This window comes from Pseudomonas fluorescens HK44 (genome assembly GCF_000217955.3).
In the GTDB taxonomy this organism is placed as follows: Bacteria; Pseudomonadota; Gammaproteobacteria; order Pseudomonadales; family Pseudomonadaceae; genus Aquipseudomonas; species Aquipseudomonas fluorescens_AQ.
In genome coordinates this window covers 1,382,280-1,398,993 of record NZ_AFOY02000015.1, presented here as the reverse complement: position 1 = coordinate 1,398,993, position 16,714 = coordinate 1,382,280, and the positions used below count along the sequence as shown (strand labels likewise).

General features: G+C 60.3%; 17 protein-coding genes. 9 read left to right on the top strand and 8 right to left on the bottom strand.

What is annotated here, in order from left to right:
- From HK44_RS19180 to HK44_RS19145, 8 genes are all read left to right on the top strand, one after another.
- Window positions 1-1,989, top strand: a complete 1,989-nt coding sequence (locus HK44_RS19180) for a heme lyase CcmF/NrfE family subunit (protein WP_019692352.1) — start codon at window positions 1-3, stop codon at window positions 1,987-1,989.
- Complete coding sequence (locus HK44_RS19175) at window positions 1,986-2,522, top strand: DsbE family thiol:disulfide interchange protein (protein ID WP_019692351.1); 537 nt, start codon at window positions 1,986-1,988, stop codon at window positions 2,520-2,522. The genes HK44_RS19180 and HK44_RS19175 overlap by 4 nt, the downstream gene beginning before the upstream one ends.
- Window positions 2,519-2,992 (top strand): cytochrome c-type biogenesis protein, encoded by a 474-nt coding sequence (locus HK44_RS19170; RefSeq protein WP_019692350.1) that lies wholly within the window; start codon window positions 2,519-2,521, stop codon window positions 2,990-2,992. Before HK44_RS19175 ends, HK44_RS19170 begins: the two co-directional genes overlap by 4 nt.
- Window positions 2,985-4,193, top strand: coding sequence for a c-type cytochrome biogenesis protein CcmI (gene ccmI, locus HK44_RS19165; protein ID WP_019692349.1), 1,209 nt, complete (start codon window positions 2,985-2,987; stop codon window positions 4,191-4,193). Before HK44_RS19170 ends, ccmI begins: the two co-directional genes overlap by 8 nt.
- A 14-nt stretch (window positions 4,194-4,207) precedes the next feature.
- Window positions 4,208-4,609 carry a hypothetical protein gene (locus HK44_RS19160; RefSeq protein ID WP_019692348.1) on the top strand — a complete coding sequence of 134 codons (402 nt, stop codon included), beginning with the start codon at window positions 4,208-4,210 and terminating at the stop codon, window positions 4,607-4,609.
- Window positions 4,610-4,797: 188 nt separating this feature from the next.
- Window positions 4,798-5,010, top strand: coding sequence for a type II toxin-antitoxin system HicA family toxin (locus HK44_RS19155; RefSeq protein ID WP_019692347.1), 213 nt, complete (start codon window positions 4,798-4,800; stop codon window positions 5,008-5,010).
- Entirely contained in the window at window positions 5,010-5,414 is a 405-nt protein-coding gene (locus HK44_RS19150; protein ID WP_019692346.1) for a type II toxin-antitoxin system HicB family antitoxin, read from the top strand. The genes HK44_RS19155 and HK44_RS19150 overlap by 1 nt, the downstream gene beginning before the upstream one ends.
- Window positions 5,415-5,546: 132 nt before the next feature.
- Window positions 5,547-6,176 (top strand): DUF5666 domain-containing protein, encoded by a 630-nt coding sequence (locus HK44_RS19145; protein WP_019692345.1) that lies wholly within the window; start codon window positions 5,547-5,549, stop codon window positions 6,174-6,176.
- Between the two features lie 98 nt (window positions 6,177-6,274).
- Here the strand turns inward: HK44_RS19145 and HK44_RS19140 are convergent, their stop codons facing one another.
- The 8 genes from HK44_RS19140 to gcl form a co-directional block, all read right to left on the bottom strand.
- Complete coding sequence (locus HK44_RS19140) at window positions 6,275-7,273, bottom strand: sulfate ABC transporter substrate-binding protein (protein ID WP_019692344.1); 999 nt, start codon at window positions 7,271-7,273, stop codon at window positions 6,275-6,277.
- 89 nt (window positions 7,274-7,362) lie between these two features.
- Window positions 7,363-8,187 carry an ion transporter gene (locus HK44_RS19135; protein ID WP_019692343.1) on the bottom strand — a complete coding sequence of 275 codons (825 nt, stop codon included), beginning with the start codon at window positions 8,185-8,187 and terminating at the stop codon, window positions 7,363-7,365.
- A 21-nt stretch (window positions 8,188-8,208) separates the two neighbouring features.
- Window positions 8,209-9,129, bottom strand: a complete 921-nt coding sequence (locus HK44_RS19130; RefSeq protein ID WP_019692342.1) for an urea transporter — start codon at window positions 9,127-9,129, stop codon at window positions 8,209-8,211.
- A 188-nt stretch (window positions 9,130-9,317) separates the two neighbouring features.
- Complete coding sequence (pyk, locus tag HK44_RS19125) at window positions 9,318-10,733, bottom strand: pyruvate kinase (RefSeq protein ID WP_019692341.1); 1,416 nt, start codon at window positions 10,731-10,733, stop codon at window positions 9,318-9,320.
- Window positions 10,723-12,003, bottom strand: a complete 1,281-nt coding sequence (locus tag HK44_RS19120) for a glycerate kinase type-2 family protein (RefSeq protein WP_019692340.1) — start codon at window positions 12,001-12,003, stop codon at window positions 10,723-10,725. The genes pyk and HK44_RS19120 overlap by 11 nt, the downstream gene beginning before the upstream one ends.
- 149 nt (window positions 12,004-12,152) lie before the next feature.
- Entirely contained in the window at window positions 12,153-13,043 is an 891-nt protein-coding gene (locus HK44_RS19115; protein WP_019692339.1) for a 2-hydroxy-3-oxopropionate reductase, read from the bottom strand.
- Window positions 13,044-13,209: 166 nt separating this feature from the next.
- Window positions 13,210-13,992: a hydroxypyruvate isomerase gene (gene hyi, locus HK44_RS19110; protein ID WP_019692338.1), complete on the bottom strand. Its 783-nt coding sequence runs from the start codon at window positions 13,990-13,992 to the stop codon at window positions 13,210-13,212.
- Between the two features lie 130 nt (window positions 13,993-14,122).
- Window positions 14,123-15,898, bottom strand: coding sequence for a glyoxylate carboligase (gene gcl, locus HK44_RS19105; protein ID WP_019692337.1), 1,776 nt, complete (start codon window positions 15,896-15,898; stop codon window positions 14,123-14,125).
- 267 nt (window positions 15,899-16,165) lie between these two features.
- Here gcl and HK44_RS19100 point away from each other — a divergent pair, with 267 nt between their 5' ends.
- On the top strand, window positions 16,166-16,606 hold the full coding sequence (locus HK44_RS19100; RefSeq protein ID WP_019692336.1) for a GlcG/HbpS family heme-binding protein: 441 nt from the start codon (window positions 16,166-16,168) through the stop codon (window positions 16,604-16,606).
- The last annotated feature ends 108 nt before the right edge of the window (window positions 16,607-16,714 follow it).

The following is a 16,714-nucleotide window of genomic DNA, read 5'->3' as shown; positions in this document are numbered from 1 at the left end:
ATGACCTCAGGCATCTTCATTCCCGAGTTGGGCCATCTGGCGATGATTCTCGCCCTGTGCTTTGCCATCGTTCAGGCCACCGTGCCGTTGCTCGGTGCCTGGCGCGGTGAGCGCATGTGGATGGGCCTGGCCCAGCCAGCGGCGTGGGGTCAGTTCACCTTTCTGCTGTTCGCTTTCGGCTGCCTGACCTACGCCTTCATGACCGATGACTTTTCGGTGGGTTATGTCGCCAACAACTCCAACAGCGCCTTGCCGTGGTACTACAAGTTCAGTGCGGTGTGGGGGGCCCACGAAGGTTCCTTGCTGCTCTGGGCGTTGATTCTCGGTGGCTGGACCTTCGCCGTATCGATCTTCTCCCGGCAGTTGCCGCAGGTCATGCTGGCTCGCGTGCTGGCGGTGATGGGCATGATCAGCACCGGTTTCCTGCTGTTTCTGATTCTCACCTCAAACCCGTTCGCGCGGATCCTGCCGCAGATTCCCACTGACGGTCATGACCTCAATCCGTTGCTGCAAGACATTGGCCTGATCGTTCACCCACCGATGCTCTACATGGGCTACGTCGGTTTTTCGGTGGCGTTCGCCTTCGCGATTGCGGCCTTGCTCGGCGGTCGTCTGGATGCGGCGTGGGCCCGTTGGTCGCGACCTTGGACCATCGTCGCCTGGGCGTTCCTTGGTATCGGCATCACCCTCGGCTCCTGGTGGGCCTACTACGAACTCGGCTGGGGCGGCTGGTGGTTCTGGGACCCGGTGGAAAACGCCTCGTTCATGCCTTGGCTGGTCGGTACGGCGCTGATTCACTCGTTGGCGGTAACTGAAAAACGTGGTGTGTTCAAAAGCTGGACCGTGTTGCTGGCCATTGCCGCGTTCTCGCTGAGCCTGCTGGGAACCTTCCTGGTGCGTTCCGGCGTGCTGACCTCGGTGCACGCATTTGCCTCGGACCCTGCGCGGGGCGTGTTCATCCTGATCTTCCTGCTGTTTGTGGTCGGCGGTTCGCTGACGCTGTTCGCCCTGCGCGCGCCGGTGGTCAAGAGTCATGTCGGCTTCAACCTGTGGTCGCGTGAAACCCTGCTGCTGGGCAATAACCTGGTGCTGGTGGTCGCGGCTTCGATGATTCTGCTCGGCACCTTGTATCCGTTGGTGCTCGATGCCCTGACCGGCGCCAAGATGTCGGTCGGCCCGCCGTATTTCAACGCATTGTTCATTCCGTTGATGGCACTGCTGATGGTGGTGATGGCCGTCGGCGTGCTGGTGCGCTGGAAAGACACCCCGGTGAAATGGCTGATGAGCATGCTGACCCCGGTGTTGCTCGGCAGCGCTGCTTTGGCGGTCGTCGCCGGGATCGCTTATGGCGACTTCAACTGGGCCGTGCTGGCGACCTTCATGCTCGCGGCCTGGGTGTTGCTGGCCGGTGTGCGTGACATTTTCGACAAGACGCGCAACAAGGGCCTGATCAAAGGCCTGCCGAGTCTGACCCGCAGCTATTGGGGCATGCAGGTTGCGCACCTGGGGATCGCCGTGTGCGCCTTGGGCGTGGTGCTTTCGAGCCAGAGCAGCGCCGAGCGCGATCTGCGTCTGGCGCCGGGCGAGTCGATGGATCTTGCCGGTTATCACTTCATCTTCGAGGGCGCCAAGCACTTCGAAGGACCGAACTTCACCTCCGACAAAGGCACCATTCGGGTGATCCGATCGGGCAAGGAAGTCGCGGTGCTGCACCCGGAAAAACGTTTGTACACCGTACAGAACTCAATGATGACCGAAGCCGGCATCGACGCCGGGTTCACCCGTGACCTGTACGTGGCACTCGGCGAGCCGCTGGAGAATGGCGCCTGGGCCGTGCGCGTGCACGTCAAACCGTTCGTGCGCTGGATCTGGTTCGGCGGTTTGCTGACAGGTTTCGGTGGGTTGCTGGCGGCGCTGGATCGTCGTTATCGGGTCAAGGTGAAAAGTCGCGTGCGTGAAGCGCTGGGCATGACGGGAGCCACTGCATGAGACGTTGGTTAATGGTGTTGCCACTGGCGCTGTTTCTGGTGGTGGCGGTGTTTCTTTACCGGGGTCTCTATCTGGACCCGGCCGAGCTGCCCTCGGCGATGATCGGCAAGCCGTTCCCCGAGTTTTCCCTGCCGGCCGTGCAAGGCGACAAGACCTTGACCCGCGCTGATCTGCTGGGCAAACCGGCCCTGGTCAACGTCTGGGGCACCTGGTGCATTTCCTGCCGGGTCGAGCACCCGGTGCTGAACAAGCTGGCCCAGCAGGGCGTGGTGATTTATGGCGTCAACTACAAGGACATCAACACCGATGCCTTGAAGTGGCTGGTCGAATTCCACAACCCGTACCTGCTGGATATCCGTGACGAGGCAGGCTCCCTGGGCTTGAACCTCGGCGTTTACGGCGCTCCGGAAACCTTCTTCATCGACGCCAAAGGCATCATCCGCGACAAGTACGTCGGGGTGATCGACGAAGTGGTCTGGCGCGAAAAACTGGCGGCCAAGTATCAGGCGCTGGTCGATGAGGCCAAGCCATGAAGCGCTGGATTGCTGCCGCCGTACTCGGCCTGAGTATCGCTGGCGTCGCTCACGCGGCCATCGACACCTACGTGTTCGCCAATGACGCCGAGCGCGAGCGTTTTCACGAACTGACCAAAGAACTGCGTTGCCCCAAGTGCCAGAATCAGGACATTGCCGATTCCAATGCACCGATTGCCGCTGACCTGCGCAAAGAGATTTTCCGCATGCTTGGCGAGGGCAAGGACAACCAGCAGATCATCGACTTCATGGTTGATCGCTATGGTGACTTCGTTCGCTACAAGCCAGCCCTGAACAGCAAGACGGCATTGCTGTGGTTTGGCCCGGCCGGGTTGTTGCTCGGTGGCGTGCTGGTGATCGCCGTAATCGTCCGTCGCCGTCGTGCCGAGCGCACGGCCGGTACAGACACGCTTTCTGTTGATGAGCGCAAGCGCCTCGACCAACTGTTGGATAACACCAAGAATGATTGATTTCTGGCTTGCTGCAGGTCTGCTTCTATTGGTTGCCCTGAGTTTTCTGTTGATCCCGGTTCTGCGTGGCCGTCGCGCCCAGCGTGAAGAGGATCGTACCGCGCTGAACGTGGCGCTTTACCAGGAGCGCGTGGCTGAGTTGCAGGCTCAGCAGGCCGAAGGCGTACTGGATTCGACGCAAATGAGCGCCGGGCGTGACGAAGCGGCTCGTGAACTGCTGGCCGATACCGAGGGTGCCGACACGGGTCGGGTTTCCCGTCTGGGCAAACCGTTGCCACTGCTGGCAGCGATTCTGGTACCGGTGTTGGGTCTGGGGCTGTACATGCATTTCGGCGCCAGCGACAAGGTCGAACTGACCCGCGAATTCGCCCAGGCACCGCAATCGATGGAAGAGATGACCCGTCGTCTCGAACGCGCTGTGGCGGCTCAACCGGACTCCGCCGAAGGTCTGTATTTCCTTGGTCGTACCTACATGGCTCAGGACCGTCCTGGCGACGCTGCGAAGATCTTCGAGCGCACCGTGGCATTGGCTGGCCGTCAGCCTGAATTGCTCGGCCAGTGGGCCCAGGCGCAGTATTTTGCCGACAACAAAAAGTGGTCGGACAAGATCCAGGCGCTGACCGACGAAGCACTCAAGACCGATCCCAAAGAAGTCACCAGCCTTGGGTTGTTGGGCATTGCGGCTTTCGAAAGCGAGCGTTATCAGGAGGCCATCGATTACTGGAGTCGTCTGTTGGCGCAACTGCCACCCGAAGATAATTCGCGCAGCGCGCTGGAAGGTGGCATTGCACGGGCAACCGAAAAACTGCAGGCGAGCGGCGCTACTGTTGCCAAGGCGCCCGTCGTAGCGGCTAAACCTTCGGCATTGCTGAAAGTGACGGTTGATCTGGCGGCAGAGTTGAAAGCCAAGGTTCAGCCGGGTGACAGCGTGTTCATTTTTGCCCGTGCCACTTCAGGCCCTCCGGCGCCATTGGCAGCCAAGCGCCTGACCGTTGCCGACCTGCCAGCGACCGTCGAGCTGGGCGATGCCGACGCAATGATGCCGCAATTGAAACTGTCGAACTTTCCTGAAGTCCAACTGGTCGCGCGCGTTTCCCGTGCCGGCCAACCGACTGCCGGCGAGTGGGTCGGTCGCAGCAAGCCTTTGGCCAGCAGCACTACCGCGCCGCAACAATTGACCATCGACAGCCCAGATAAATAACCAGGAAATCCGCTATGACCGCCATCGCTCGTATCACCCTGCTCAGTCTGGTTTTGGGGTTAAGTGCATGTGCGGTCCAGCCGCCGTCACATGAAGAGCGGTTGCCGCCCATTCCGTCATCGTACCCAGGCAACAAACCGACGACTGCCCCCGGCAAACCGATGACCCCAAACAAAGCTGGCAAACCACAGCCGCGTACCTCGGCGAGCTTCGCTCCACCACCGGGCGGCAACAGCCACTGGGATGCGAAACTCGGCGTCTACGTCCTCGACAATCAGACTGACACCTTCTACCGCCAGCGCACCTACTACCGCTGGAACAACGGCTGGAGCCGCAGCATCAGCCCGAACGGGCCGTGGGAAGAGATCGACATCCATGGCGTGCCGCCAGGGTTGGGCAAGCAATACAGCCAGTAACGAAAACGGCGACCTCAGGGTCGCCGTTTTTGCAGGTGCGTTCAGCGAAATACCGGCTCCCTCTCTACGCAAATCGCTGCTCCATTCAACACCCTGTAAAACAACCGTACGTCATGCATCGGCTTTTTGTGCTTGAGTAAATATAACTCTAGAGTTATTTTTATTGGGCCGGTGCAAGGAGGCGCGTGGTGCAGAGCAGGTTATTGATCAGAGAGCTTGAGGCGGCGGGTTGGAGGCTCGATCGGGTCACCGGCAGTCATCACATCTTCACCCATCCTTACAGCCCATACACGATACCCGTACCCCATCCCAGGAAAGACCTGCCGACTGGAACGGTTAAAAGCATCAGGAGGCGAGCCGGGCTCCACTACCCGGTGGCCAGTTACGCAGGAGATCCGTAATGCAATATCCAATCTGTATCGAGTGGGGCGACGAGAACACCGCCATCGGTATTCAGATCCCCGATATTCCGGGCGCCGTCACCGCAGGCGACACGTTTGAAGAGGCTTACAACGCAGCGGTTGAAGTGGCCCACATCATGCTGCAGGAGATCGCAGCCGGCGGGGATGATATTCCGATGCCGACCTCGGCAGCAGCGCACCGAAGTAACCCGGATTTTGCCGACATGGGCTGGGGCATGCTGGAGCTCGACATTGCGCCTTACCTCGGCAAAACCGAGAAGGTCAACGTGACGTTGCCCGGCTACGTTATCCAGCGCATTGACCGTTATGTGCGTGAGCACAACGTCAAAAGCCGCTCTTCCTTTTTGGCGGATGCGGCGATGGAGAAGCTGGTACGGCATTGAGGGCTGTTCGCAGGTGGCGCTTCGATGCCCGCGAAGCTTTCATCCTGTTCCATAGCGCATATGATTTATCTGGGCGGTCGAGCCCTCTTGTATCAGTCATTTTTCAACGTTTCATCAGTGGAAACCGGTCCCATGAAAACGATGTTTGGTAGCCTGATACACAACATTGGCGCGATTTTCCTGGGGTGCGCGCTGATCGCCACTTCTGTTCTGGCCGAGGATGCACCGGGAATGCGTATCGGCGTGCGCGGTGAAATCACCGGGGTGTCCGAAGAAGTCTTGAAAGTGCGCGCCAACACGGGCGAGAACGTGGTCATCCAGTTGACCAAGGACACCCAGGTTCGCGCCGTAACCCCGGCCAACATCGAAGACATCAAGCCCGGCAGCTACATTGGCTCAGCGGCGATACCGCAAGACGATGGCACGCTCAAGGCACTGGAAGTGCATGTGTTCCCACCCGAAATGGCTGGCACCGGCGACGGCCACCGTCCGTTCGATCTGGTCAAGGGCAGCAGCATGACCAATGGCATTGTCGCTGATCTGGTGGTCAACAATGGCCGAGTCCTGACCGTCAATTACAAGGGCGGCCAGCAGACCATCCTGGTGCCGGAAGACGTGCCGATCGTCAACCTGACACCGGCTGATCGCAGCCTGCTCAAAGTCGGGGTCAAGGTCGTGTTGTTCGCCACCCAAAGCGCTGACGGCACGCTGACGGCGCAATCGATTTCGGCCGGCAAGGATGGTGCGGCACCGCCGATGTGAGTCACCTGCGGGTATGAAAAAGGCGACTACTGAGGTTAATGCCTTAACTGACTGGCATTGACTACTGAGGTCGCCTTTTTTCACTGCTGGTCCAGCACTTACTGCCCGTTGTAAATCTGGTCGAAAACCCCGCCGTCGTTGAAGTGGGTTTTCTGCACGGTACGCCAGTCACCGAAGGTTTTCTCCACCGACAGGAAGTCGACTTTCGGGAAGCGGTCGGTGTGCTTGGCCAGTACCGCTGGGTCACGCGGACGCAGGTAGTTGGCGGCGGCGATTTCCTGGCCTTCTGGGGACCACAGGTACTTCAGGTATTCCTCGGCGGCAGCGCGGGTGCCTTTCTTGTCGACGACTTTGTCGACCACGCTGACTGGCGGCTCGGCCTCGGCGGAGACGCTTGGGTAGATGACTTCGAATTGGTCGCGACCGAACTCGCGGGCGATCATTTCCGCTTCGTTCTCGAAGGTCACCAGTACGTCGCCGATCTGGTTGGTCATGAAGGTGGTGGTGGCGGCGCGGCCACCGGTGTCGAGTACCGGGGCTTGTTTGAACAGCTTGCCGACGAAGGCCTTGGCCTTGTTTTCGTCACCGCCGTTTTTCAGCACGTAACCCCAGGCCGACAAATACGTGTAGCGGCCGTTGCCCGAGGTTTTCGGGTTGGGCACGATCACTTGCACGCCGTCCTTGAGCAAGTCGGGCCAGTCTTTCAGGGCTTTTGGGTTGCCCTTGCGCACGATAAACACGGTGGCCGAGGTGAACGGCGCGCTGTGGTCCGGCAGGCGAGTCACCCAGTTGTCCGGGACCAGTTTGCCGTCGTCGACCAGGGCGTTGATGTCGGTGGCCATGTTCATGGTAATGACGTCAGCCGGCAGGCCGTCGATCACTGAACGGGCCTGTTTGCTGGAGCCGCCGAAGGACATCTGCAAGGTGATGTTTTCGTTGTGCTCGGCTTGCCAGTGTTTCTGGAAGGCAGTGTTGTAGTCCTTGTAGAAATCGCGCATCACGTCGTAGGACACGTTGAGCAGGGTCGGTGCGGCCTGGGCCACGCTGGCGAGGGTCAGGCCAGCGGCCAGAAGTGAGGCGCCAAAGATCTTTTTCACTGCACATTCCTTTTGTTCGAGATGAAGGCAATTCGCCGTCGACTATAGCCGGGGCTACATATCCCTTTAAAGATTAAAAAGTACTGTGCTTATTCTATTTTTTTGAACAGTGCATTGCCGCAGCGGGAGCAAAATGCCGCGCTGTGTTCATGCTGGTTTTTGCGGCACACCGGGCAGTCATGTTGCAGCTGTTCGCCGCGCATGGCGTTGGCCAGTTCGGCGGTAAAAATCCCGGTGGGGACGGCGATGATCGAGTAACCGGTGATCATCACCATTGAGGAGATAACCTGCCCAAGCGCAGTCCTGGGCACGATGTCGCCGTAGCCGACGGTGGTCAGGGTGACGATCGCCCAATAGATCCCTTTGGGAATGCTGGTAAAGCCATGCTCCGGGCCTTCGACCACATACATCAGTGTGCCGAACACTGTTACCAGCGTGCAGACGCTGAGCAGGAATACGATGATTTTCTGTTTGCTGCCGCGCAGGGCGTCGAGCAGGTAATGAGCCTGCTTCAGGTAGGGGAGCAATTTGAGCACGCGAAAGATCCGCAGCATACGGATGATTCGGATGATCAACAGGTACTGCGCGTCACTGTAATACAGCGCAAGGATGCCTGGAACAATCGCCAGCAAATCCACAAGCCCGTAAAAACTGAAGGCGTAACGCAGCGGCCTGGGCGAGCAGTACAAGCGCAACATGTACTCGACCAGGAAGATCAGGGTAAAACCCCACTCGATGTACGCCAGGGTGTTGGCGAAGTTCTGATGAACGTCATCGATGCTGTCGAGGATCACCACCACCAGGCTGGCGAGGATGATCAGCAGCAGCGTTTTATCGAAGCGTCGCCCGGCCACCGTGTCGGTCTGGAAAATCATCACGTACAGGCGATTACGCCACGTCTCATTGCTGTCCATTCAAATCGCCTTGGCCATAAATCAGCGCAGCCTAGGTTGATTCTCCGAGGTTTGGCAAGGCGCACTGTCTGTGGTCGCTTGGCGCAGCAGGTGAATACCCGAACGCAGCAACCAGCAGGCGAGGATGAACGGCGCGGTCAGGGTCGCCAGCCCCACGGCAGCGAACGCCGGTGTGAGGAGGATCGCCAATGCGATACCCAGCAGTGGCAGCCAGGGTTGGCGGCGTTGCTGGCTGAAGGCGAGGGCGGCCAGTGCCGGGTTGTAGCCATAAAGGCCGAGCAATGCGCCGGGAGTCTCGTTCAGCCACAAGGCGCAGAGCAAACCCGCGGCGGAACCCGTCAGCGCCCAGAGCGCGGCGCGGCGGTTGGCAAGCAGCAAACCGGCGGCGATCAACACACCTGCCAGGGGATGATCGAGGAAGATGACTTGGCCCAGGCCTTTGAACTCGGCACCGAGCAGGCTCAGGGCATCGAGTTCTGTCAGTGGCGCAGGTGCCGAGTGGGCCGGGGCAGCAACGCTCAGCAGTATCCAGCCCAATCCCACGAAAGGTGCGGTGTAGGCGGGCAGAGAATGCTGGTCGCGAGTGCGCTTGAGCCATTGCTGGGTGACGATCGCACTCAGGCCACCGCTGGCGAGGATCAGTGGCGGTAGCATGGCCGACCAACTGAGTTGCAGGCTCAGCAAGAGGCCGAGCAAGACGCCGTTGTAGCTGAAGATCCCGGCTTGACGATCAGCCTTGGCGTAGCCGCGACGTTGTGCAGTGAGCAAACCGGCCACGCCACCCAACAGGGCACCGCCGAGCAACGTCGGAGCGGTAAACAGGATGGCCAACAGGCACAGCAAACCGCACAGCGGATGGCGCTGGAGGAAAATCTGACTGAAGCCGTTGAGCAGGGCAGTGGCCCAGTCGGGGCAGTGGGTGTTGAAGTGGTTGGCAGGCATGATGGGGTCTAAGGGCAGAGGAAGCACCAAGGTGTTGCATCAAGCCCGTGGCGAGGGAGCTTGCTCCCGCTGGGTCGCGGAGCGGCCCCAAAACGTATCCCGGGTTTTTATAGGGGGAATCGGGATTACGTATCACGACTGCTGCGCAGTCGAGCGGGAGCAAGCTCCCTCGCCACAAGGGCAGTTCGCTAAATCAACGTCTCGATGCGCAACGAGTTAGTGGATCCCGGCTGACCGAAAGGCACGCCCGCAGTGATCAACAACGTGTCGCCACGCTGGGCCATGCCTTGTGCCTGGGCGATTTCCAGTGCGGTGGAGCATACCTCATCGACCTGCCGCAATCGATCATTGACCACCGAGTGCACACCCCACGCCACGCTCAAGCGCCGAGCGGTTTGCAGGTTCGGCGTCAGGTTGAGGATCGGTACTGCTGGCCGCTCCCGCGCCGCACGCAAACTCGAACTGCCGGACTCGCTGTAGTTCACCAGCACCGCCACCGGCAGGATGTAGCTGATTCGGCGGATCGCGCAGCTGATAGCGTCCGAGGTAGTGGCTTCGGCTTTTGGCCGGCTGACATCCAGTTGCGCCTGATAATCAGGGCCGCTTTCGACCTGACGGATGATCTTGCTCATCATCTGCACCGCTTCGAGCGGGTAATCGCCAGAAGCGGTCTCCGCCGAGAGCATTACCGCATCCGCACCTTCTGCAACCGCGTTGGCGACATCGGTTACCTCGGCCCGTGTCGGCGCCGGAGAGAAGCGCATCGACTCAAGCATCTGCGTCGCCACCACCACCGGCTTACCGAGCTGACGGCAGGTGCTGATGATGTCTTTCTGGATCTGCGGCACGCTCTCGGCCGGTACTTCCACGCCCAGATCGCCACGAGCAACCATGATCGCGTCGCTCAGTTTGGCGATTTCGCGCAGTTGTTCAACGGCCGACGGCTTCTCGATTTTCGCCATCAAAAAGGCTTTGTTGCCGATCAGCGCGCGCGCTTCACGAATGTCTTCAGGACGCTGCACAAATGACAGCGCGACCCAATCGACACCCAGCTCCAGACCGAAACTCAGGTCGCGACGATCCTTGGCGGTCAGCGGACTGAGGTCGAGCACCGCTTGCGGCACGTTGACGCCTTTGCGGTCCGACAACTCGCCGCCATTGAGCACCGTGGTGTCGATGGCATCGGCGTACTTGGTCACCACCCGCAAACGCAGTTTGCCGTCGTCCAGCAGCAGGTCCATGCCGGGCTCCAGCGCGGCGATGATTTCCGGGTGCGGCAGGTTGACCCGACGTTCGTCACCTGGCGTGGCGTCGAGGTCCAGGCGCAGGGCCTGACCGCGCACCAGTTGTACCTTGCCCTCGGCAAACTGGCCGACCCGCAGCTTCGGACCTTGCAGGTCCATCAGAATGCCGAGCGGGTAATTGAGCTGGCGCTCGACTTCACGGATCCATTGGTAACGCTGGGCGTGGTCAGCGTGATCGCCATGGCTGAAGTTCAGGCGAAAGATGTTCACCCCGGCTTCGACCAACTCGCGGATGTCATCAATACCCTCGGTGGCTGGGCCGAGGGTGGCGAGGATTTTGACCTTTTTATCAGGCGTCATGTTCAGGGCTCTCGAGGATCAGGATGGCGCGGAAGTCGTTGACGTTGGTACGTGTTGGCTCGGTGACGATCAGCCCGTCGAGCGCTGCGAAATAGCCATAGCCATTGTTGTTGTCCAACTCGTCGCTGGCGCTCAAACCGAGAGCCGTGGCGCGGGTGTAGCTGTCCGGGGTCATGATGGCGCCGGCGTTGTCTTCGGAGCCGTCGATGCCATCGGTATCACCGGCCAGCGCGTAAACGCCGGGCAGGCCTTTGAGGCTGTCGGTCAGGCTCAGCAGGAACTCGGCGTTGCGTCCGCCACGACCATTGCCGCGCACGGTGACGGTGGTTTCGCCGCCGGAGAGAATCACGCAGGGCGCCGCCAACGGCTGACCGTGCAGCACCACCTGGCGCGCGATCCCGGCGTGGACTTTCGCCACTTCGCGGGATTCGCCTTCCAGATCGCCGAGGATCAACGGGCTGAAACCGGCCTGGCGGGCTTTCACCGCTGCCGCTTCCAGGGATTGCTGTGGGCGGGCGATCAACTGGAAATGACTGCGGGCAAGGCTCGGATCACCCGGTTTTACGGTTTCCGATTCAGGGCTTTGCAACCAGCTGCGCACCGACGCCGGAACCTCGATGGCGTAGCGCTTGAGGATCGTCAGGGCTTCGGCCGAGGTACTCGGATCGGCGACGGTCGGGCCGGAAGCGATTACGGTAGCGAGGTCGCCCGGGACATCGGAAATCGCGTAGGTATAAACCGTCGCTGGCCAGCAGGCTTTACCGAGGCGGCCGCCCTTGATCGCCGAGAGGTGTTTGCGCACGCAGTTCATCTCGCCGATGGTTGCGCCGGATTTGAGCAGGGCTTTGTTGATCGCCTGTTTGTCGGCCAGAGTGATGCCGGCTGCGGGCAGGGCGAGCAGGGCCGAACCACCGCCCGAGAGCAGGAAGATTACCCGGTCGTCTTCGGTCAGATTGCTGACCCGTTCCAGCACCCGTTTGGCCACGGCCAGACCGGCCGCATCAGGCACCGGGTGGGCGGCTTCGACCACTTCGATTTGTTCACAAGGGGCGCCGTGACCGTAGCGGGTGACTACCAGGCCAGACACTTCACCCTGCCAGCAGCGCTCGACCACCTGGGCCATGGCTGCGGCGGCTTTGCCGGCACCAATCACGATCACCCGACCGCTGCGATCTTTCGGTAAATGGGCTTCGAGGACATGCTGCGGATGGGCCGCGTCGATGGCTGTGGCAAACAGCTCGCGCAGGAATTGTTGCGGATCGACCGACATGGCGGGCTCCCGGAATTCTTGTTATTTGGAGGGCAACTCGGTTCCCTGTGGGAGCGAGCCTGCTCGCGATTCAGGCACCACGGTGTTTCAGGTACATCGCGGTGATTCCATCGCGAGCAGGCTCGCTCCCACAGGTTTTGGGGCTGGGCTTACTTATCGCGAATCGAGAAATTCGCCATGTGTTCCAGACCCTTGATCAGCGCCGAGTGGTCCCAGTTGCTGCCACCGATGGCCGCGCAGGTGCTGAACACTTGCTGGGTGCCTGCGGTGTTGGGCAGGTTGATACCCAGCTCGCGCGCACCGGCCAGCGCCAGGTTGAGGTCCTTCTGATGCAGGCTGATGCGGAAGCCTGGATCGAAGGTGCCCTTGATCATGCGCTCGCCGTGTACTTCAAGGATCTTCGAGGAGGCGAAACCGCCCATCAGCGCCTCACGCACCTTGGCGGGATCAGCACCGTTTTTCGAGGCGAACAGCAGGGCTTCGGCCACGGCCTGGATGTTCAGGGCCACGATGATCTGGTTCGCCACTTTGGCGGTTTGACCGTCGCCATTGCCGCCGACCAGGGTGATGTTCTTGCCCATGCTCTGGAACAATGGCAGCGCGCGTTCGAAAGCATCGCTGTCGCCACCGACCATGATGCTCAGGGTCGCGGCTTTAGCGCCGACTTCACCCCCGGACACCGGAGCGTCGAGGTATTGCGCGCTTTTCTCGTTGATCTTCGCCGCGAAGGCTTTGGTCGCGGTCGGCGAGATCGAGCTCATGTCGATGACCACTTTGCCTTTGCCAACACCGGCGGCAACGCCATCGGCACGGAACAGCACGTCGTCGACTTGTGGGGTATCCGGCACCATGATGATGATGAATTCGGCTTCCTGAGCGACTTCTTTCGGGCTCGCCAGAGCGACCGCGCCAGCGGCGACCAGGTCAGCCGGAGCAGGGTCGTGGTGCGCCGACAGGAACAGGCTGTGACCGGCTTTCTGCAGGTTCAACGCCATTGGGTGGCCCATGATGCCGGTGCCGATAAATCCGATTTTAGCCATGAGAAAATCCTCTTGTTTTTATGTTGCTCAAGCAAATAGGGGAGCGCTGCTTTTGTGGGAGCAAGCTTGCTCCGGGCGTCGTTCCGACGATGAGGCCATAACATTCGACATCTCTGTTGCCTGTTACACCGCTATCGCGAGCAGGCTCGCTCCCACAGGTTTCGCTTTAGATTGCGTTATGGGTTTTCAGCCAGCCAAGGCCCGCTTCAGTGGTGGTCAGCGGTTTGTATTCACAACCGACCCAGCCCTGGTAACCGATGCGGTCCAGGTGTTCGAACAGGAAGCGGTAGTTGATTTCACCGGTGCCCGGTTCGTTGCGGCCCGGGTTGTCGGCCAGTTGAATGTGATTGATCTCAGCCAGGTGCGTGGCCATGGTGCGGGCCAGGTCGCCCTCCATGATTTGCATGTGGTAGATGTCGTATTGCAGGAACAGGTTGGCGCTGCCTACTTGTTCGCGAATCGACAGTGCCTGAGCGGTGTTGTTCAGGTAGAAGCCCGGGATGTCGCGGGTATTGATGGCTTCCATCACCAGTTTGATGCCCACCGCTTGGAGCTTGTCAGCAGCATATTTGAGGTTGGCGACAAAGGTCTTTTCCACGGTGGCATCGTCGACGCCTTGTGGGCGGATACCGGCCAGGCAGTTGACTTGGGTGTTGCCCAGAACCTGCGCATAAGCGATCGCCAGATCGACGCCAGCGCGGAACCCTTCCACGCGATCCGGATGGCAGGCGATCCCGCGTTCACCTTTGGCCCAGTCACCGGCCGGCAGGTTGAACAGCACTTGGGTCAGACCGTTGGCATCCAGTTGAGCCTTGATCTCGGCGGAGCTGAAATCGTAAGGGAACAGGTATTCGACACCGCTGAAGCCGGCTTTGGCGGCCGCCTCAAAGCGGGCAAGAAAATCCTGCTCGGTAAACAGCATGGACAGGTTGGCTGCGAAACGCGGCATGGTGGTCTCCTGTAAATGTGAGGCCCCTGTGGGAGCGAGCTTGCTCGCGAAAGCGCTGTACCGGCCAACATCTTTGTTGGATGTGAAGCAGTCATCGCGAGCAGGCTCGCTCCCACAAGGGGAACGATCATCAGTCGAGCAACGAAATCGCCGTCGGTGCGTCGCTGCCGACCAGCGCCAGGTCTTCGAATTCGTTGACGGCGTTGATCTCGGTGCCCATGGATATGTTGGTCACGCGCTCCAGGATGATCTCGACGATCACCGGAACCTTGAACTCCTCGATCAGCTCCTCGGCCTTGCGCAGGGCCGGGGCGATGCCCGCCGGTTCGAACACGCGCAACGCCTTGCAACCCAAACCTTCGGCAACCGCGACGTGGTCAACCCCGTAACCGTTGAGCTCCGGTGCGTTGAGGTTGTCGAAGGACAGCTGCACGCAGTAATCCATGTCGAAACCGCGCTGCGCCTGACGGATCAGCCCCAGGTATGAGTTGTTCACCACGACGTGGATGTACGGCAGTTTGAACTGCGCGCCCACCGCCAGTTCTTCGATCATGAACTGGAAGTCGTAGTCGCCCGAGAGTGCCACGACCTTGCGGCTCGGGTCAGCCTTGACCACGCCCAGTGCTGCCGGAATGGTCCAGCCCAAAGGACCAGCCTGACCGCAGTTGATCCAGTGACGCGGTTTGTAGACGTGCAGGAACTGCGCGCCGGCAATCTGCGACAAGCCGATGGTGCTGACGTAGCAGGTGTCTTTGCCGAACACCTGGTTCATCTCTTCATATACGCGCTGCGGTTTGACCGGCACGTTGTCGAAGTGAGTCTTGCGGTGCAGGCTCGCCTTGCGTTGCTGGCAGTCTTGCAGCCAGGCGCTGCGGTCCTTCAGTTTGCCGGCGGCTTTCCACTCGCGGGCCACTTCGATGAACATTTTCAGCGCCAGACCGGCGTCGGAAACGATGCCCTGATCCGGAGTGAACACGCGGCCGATCTGGGTCGGCTCGATGTCGACGTGAATGAACTTGCGGCCTTCGGTGTACACCTCGACCGAACCGGTGTGACGGTTGGCCCAGCGGTTACCCACGCCCAGCACCACATCGGACTTGAGCATTGTCGCGTTGCCGTAACGGTGCGAAGTCTGCAGGCCAACCATGCCGACCATCAGCGGGTGATCGTCGGGGATCGTGCCCCAGCCCATCAGGGTCGGGATAACCGGAATACCGGTCAGCTCGGCGAATTCCACCAGCAGGTCGCTGGCATCGGCGTTGATGATGCCGCCGCCGGCTACCAGCAATGGACGTTCAGCCTGATCGAGCATGGCCAGGGCTTTCTCGACTTGCTTGCGGGTTGCCGCTGGCTTGGCCAGTGGCAGTGGTTCGTAAGCGTCGATGTCGAATTCGATTTCGGCCATCTGCACGTCGAACGGCAGGTCGATCAGTACCGGGCCTGGACGGCCGGAGCGCATTTCATAGAAGGCTTTCTGGAACGCGTAAGGCACCTGGCCCGGCTCCAGAACGGTGGTCGCCCACTTGGTTACGGGCTTGACGATGCTGGTGATGTCGACGGCCTGGAAGTCTTCCTTGTGCATACGGGCACGGGGGGCTTGCCCGGTGATGCAAAGAATCGGGATCGAGTCGGCCGAGGCGCTGTAGAGCCCGGTGACCATGTCGGTACCGGCAGGGCCCGAAGTGCCGATGCACACGCCGATGTTGCCGGCCTTGGTGCGGGTGTAACCCTCGGCCATGTGCGAGGCGCCTTCAACGTGGCGAGCGAGGACGTGATCGATGCCGCCGACCTTTTGCAGGGCGGAGTACAGCGGGTTGATTGCAGCGCCGGGAATGCCAAAAGCGGTATCAACCCCTTCACGGCGCATCACCAGAACGGCGGCTTCGATTGCTCTCATTTTGCTCATGGTTTTGTGCCTCTTTACGTTTTGTAATTGTATACAAGTGGCTTTGCGCAGAGTGTATTCATGGCGGACGGCGCAGGTCAATCCATTTTCTCAAGCGGCTGTTTCATTCGTCGGAGGGCCATAAACACTGTGGCGTTTCGTCGCATGAGCCGCATTTAGAGAATTATTGTATACAAAAAATAATTCATTGTGTTCTATTTGTTGCATCGGGCTTCGGAGCAAAAAGAACCCCAAAGGCTTTCCCATAACAAGATAAGGACGGCACCCATGAGCGCTTTAACCTTGAAAGTCGCAGTCAGCCTGACCGGTCAGGCCATCGCCTTCGGGCGCAAGATCGCCGCGGCACCGCTGACCATTGCAGTACTCGATGCGGGCGGGCATTTGTTGAGCTTGCAACGCGAAGACGGCGCCAGCCTGCTTCGTCCACAGATCGCCATCGGCAAAGCCTGGGGCGCGATCGCGCTGGGCAAGGGCTCGCGGCTATTGGCACTGGATGCGCAACAGCGTCCGGCGTTTATCGCCGCGCTTAACAGCCTGGGGCAGGGCAGCGTGGTACCCGCGCCGGGCGGGGTGCTGATTCGTGATCAGGATGGGGTTGTGCTGGGGGCCATCGGCATCAGCGGCGACACCTCGGACATCGACGAGCAATGCGCAATCAGCGCCATCGAGGAACAGGGGTTGCGGGCGGATGCTGGGGTGACTGCCTGATTTTTGGTGAATGAACTACCGCCATCGCGAGCAGGCTCGCTCCCACACTGAATCTCCTGTGTTCACAAATCCCTTGTGGGAGCGAGCCTGCTCGCGATGGGCGCGCCG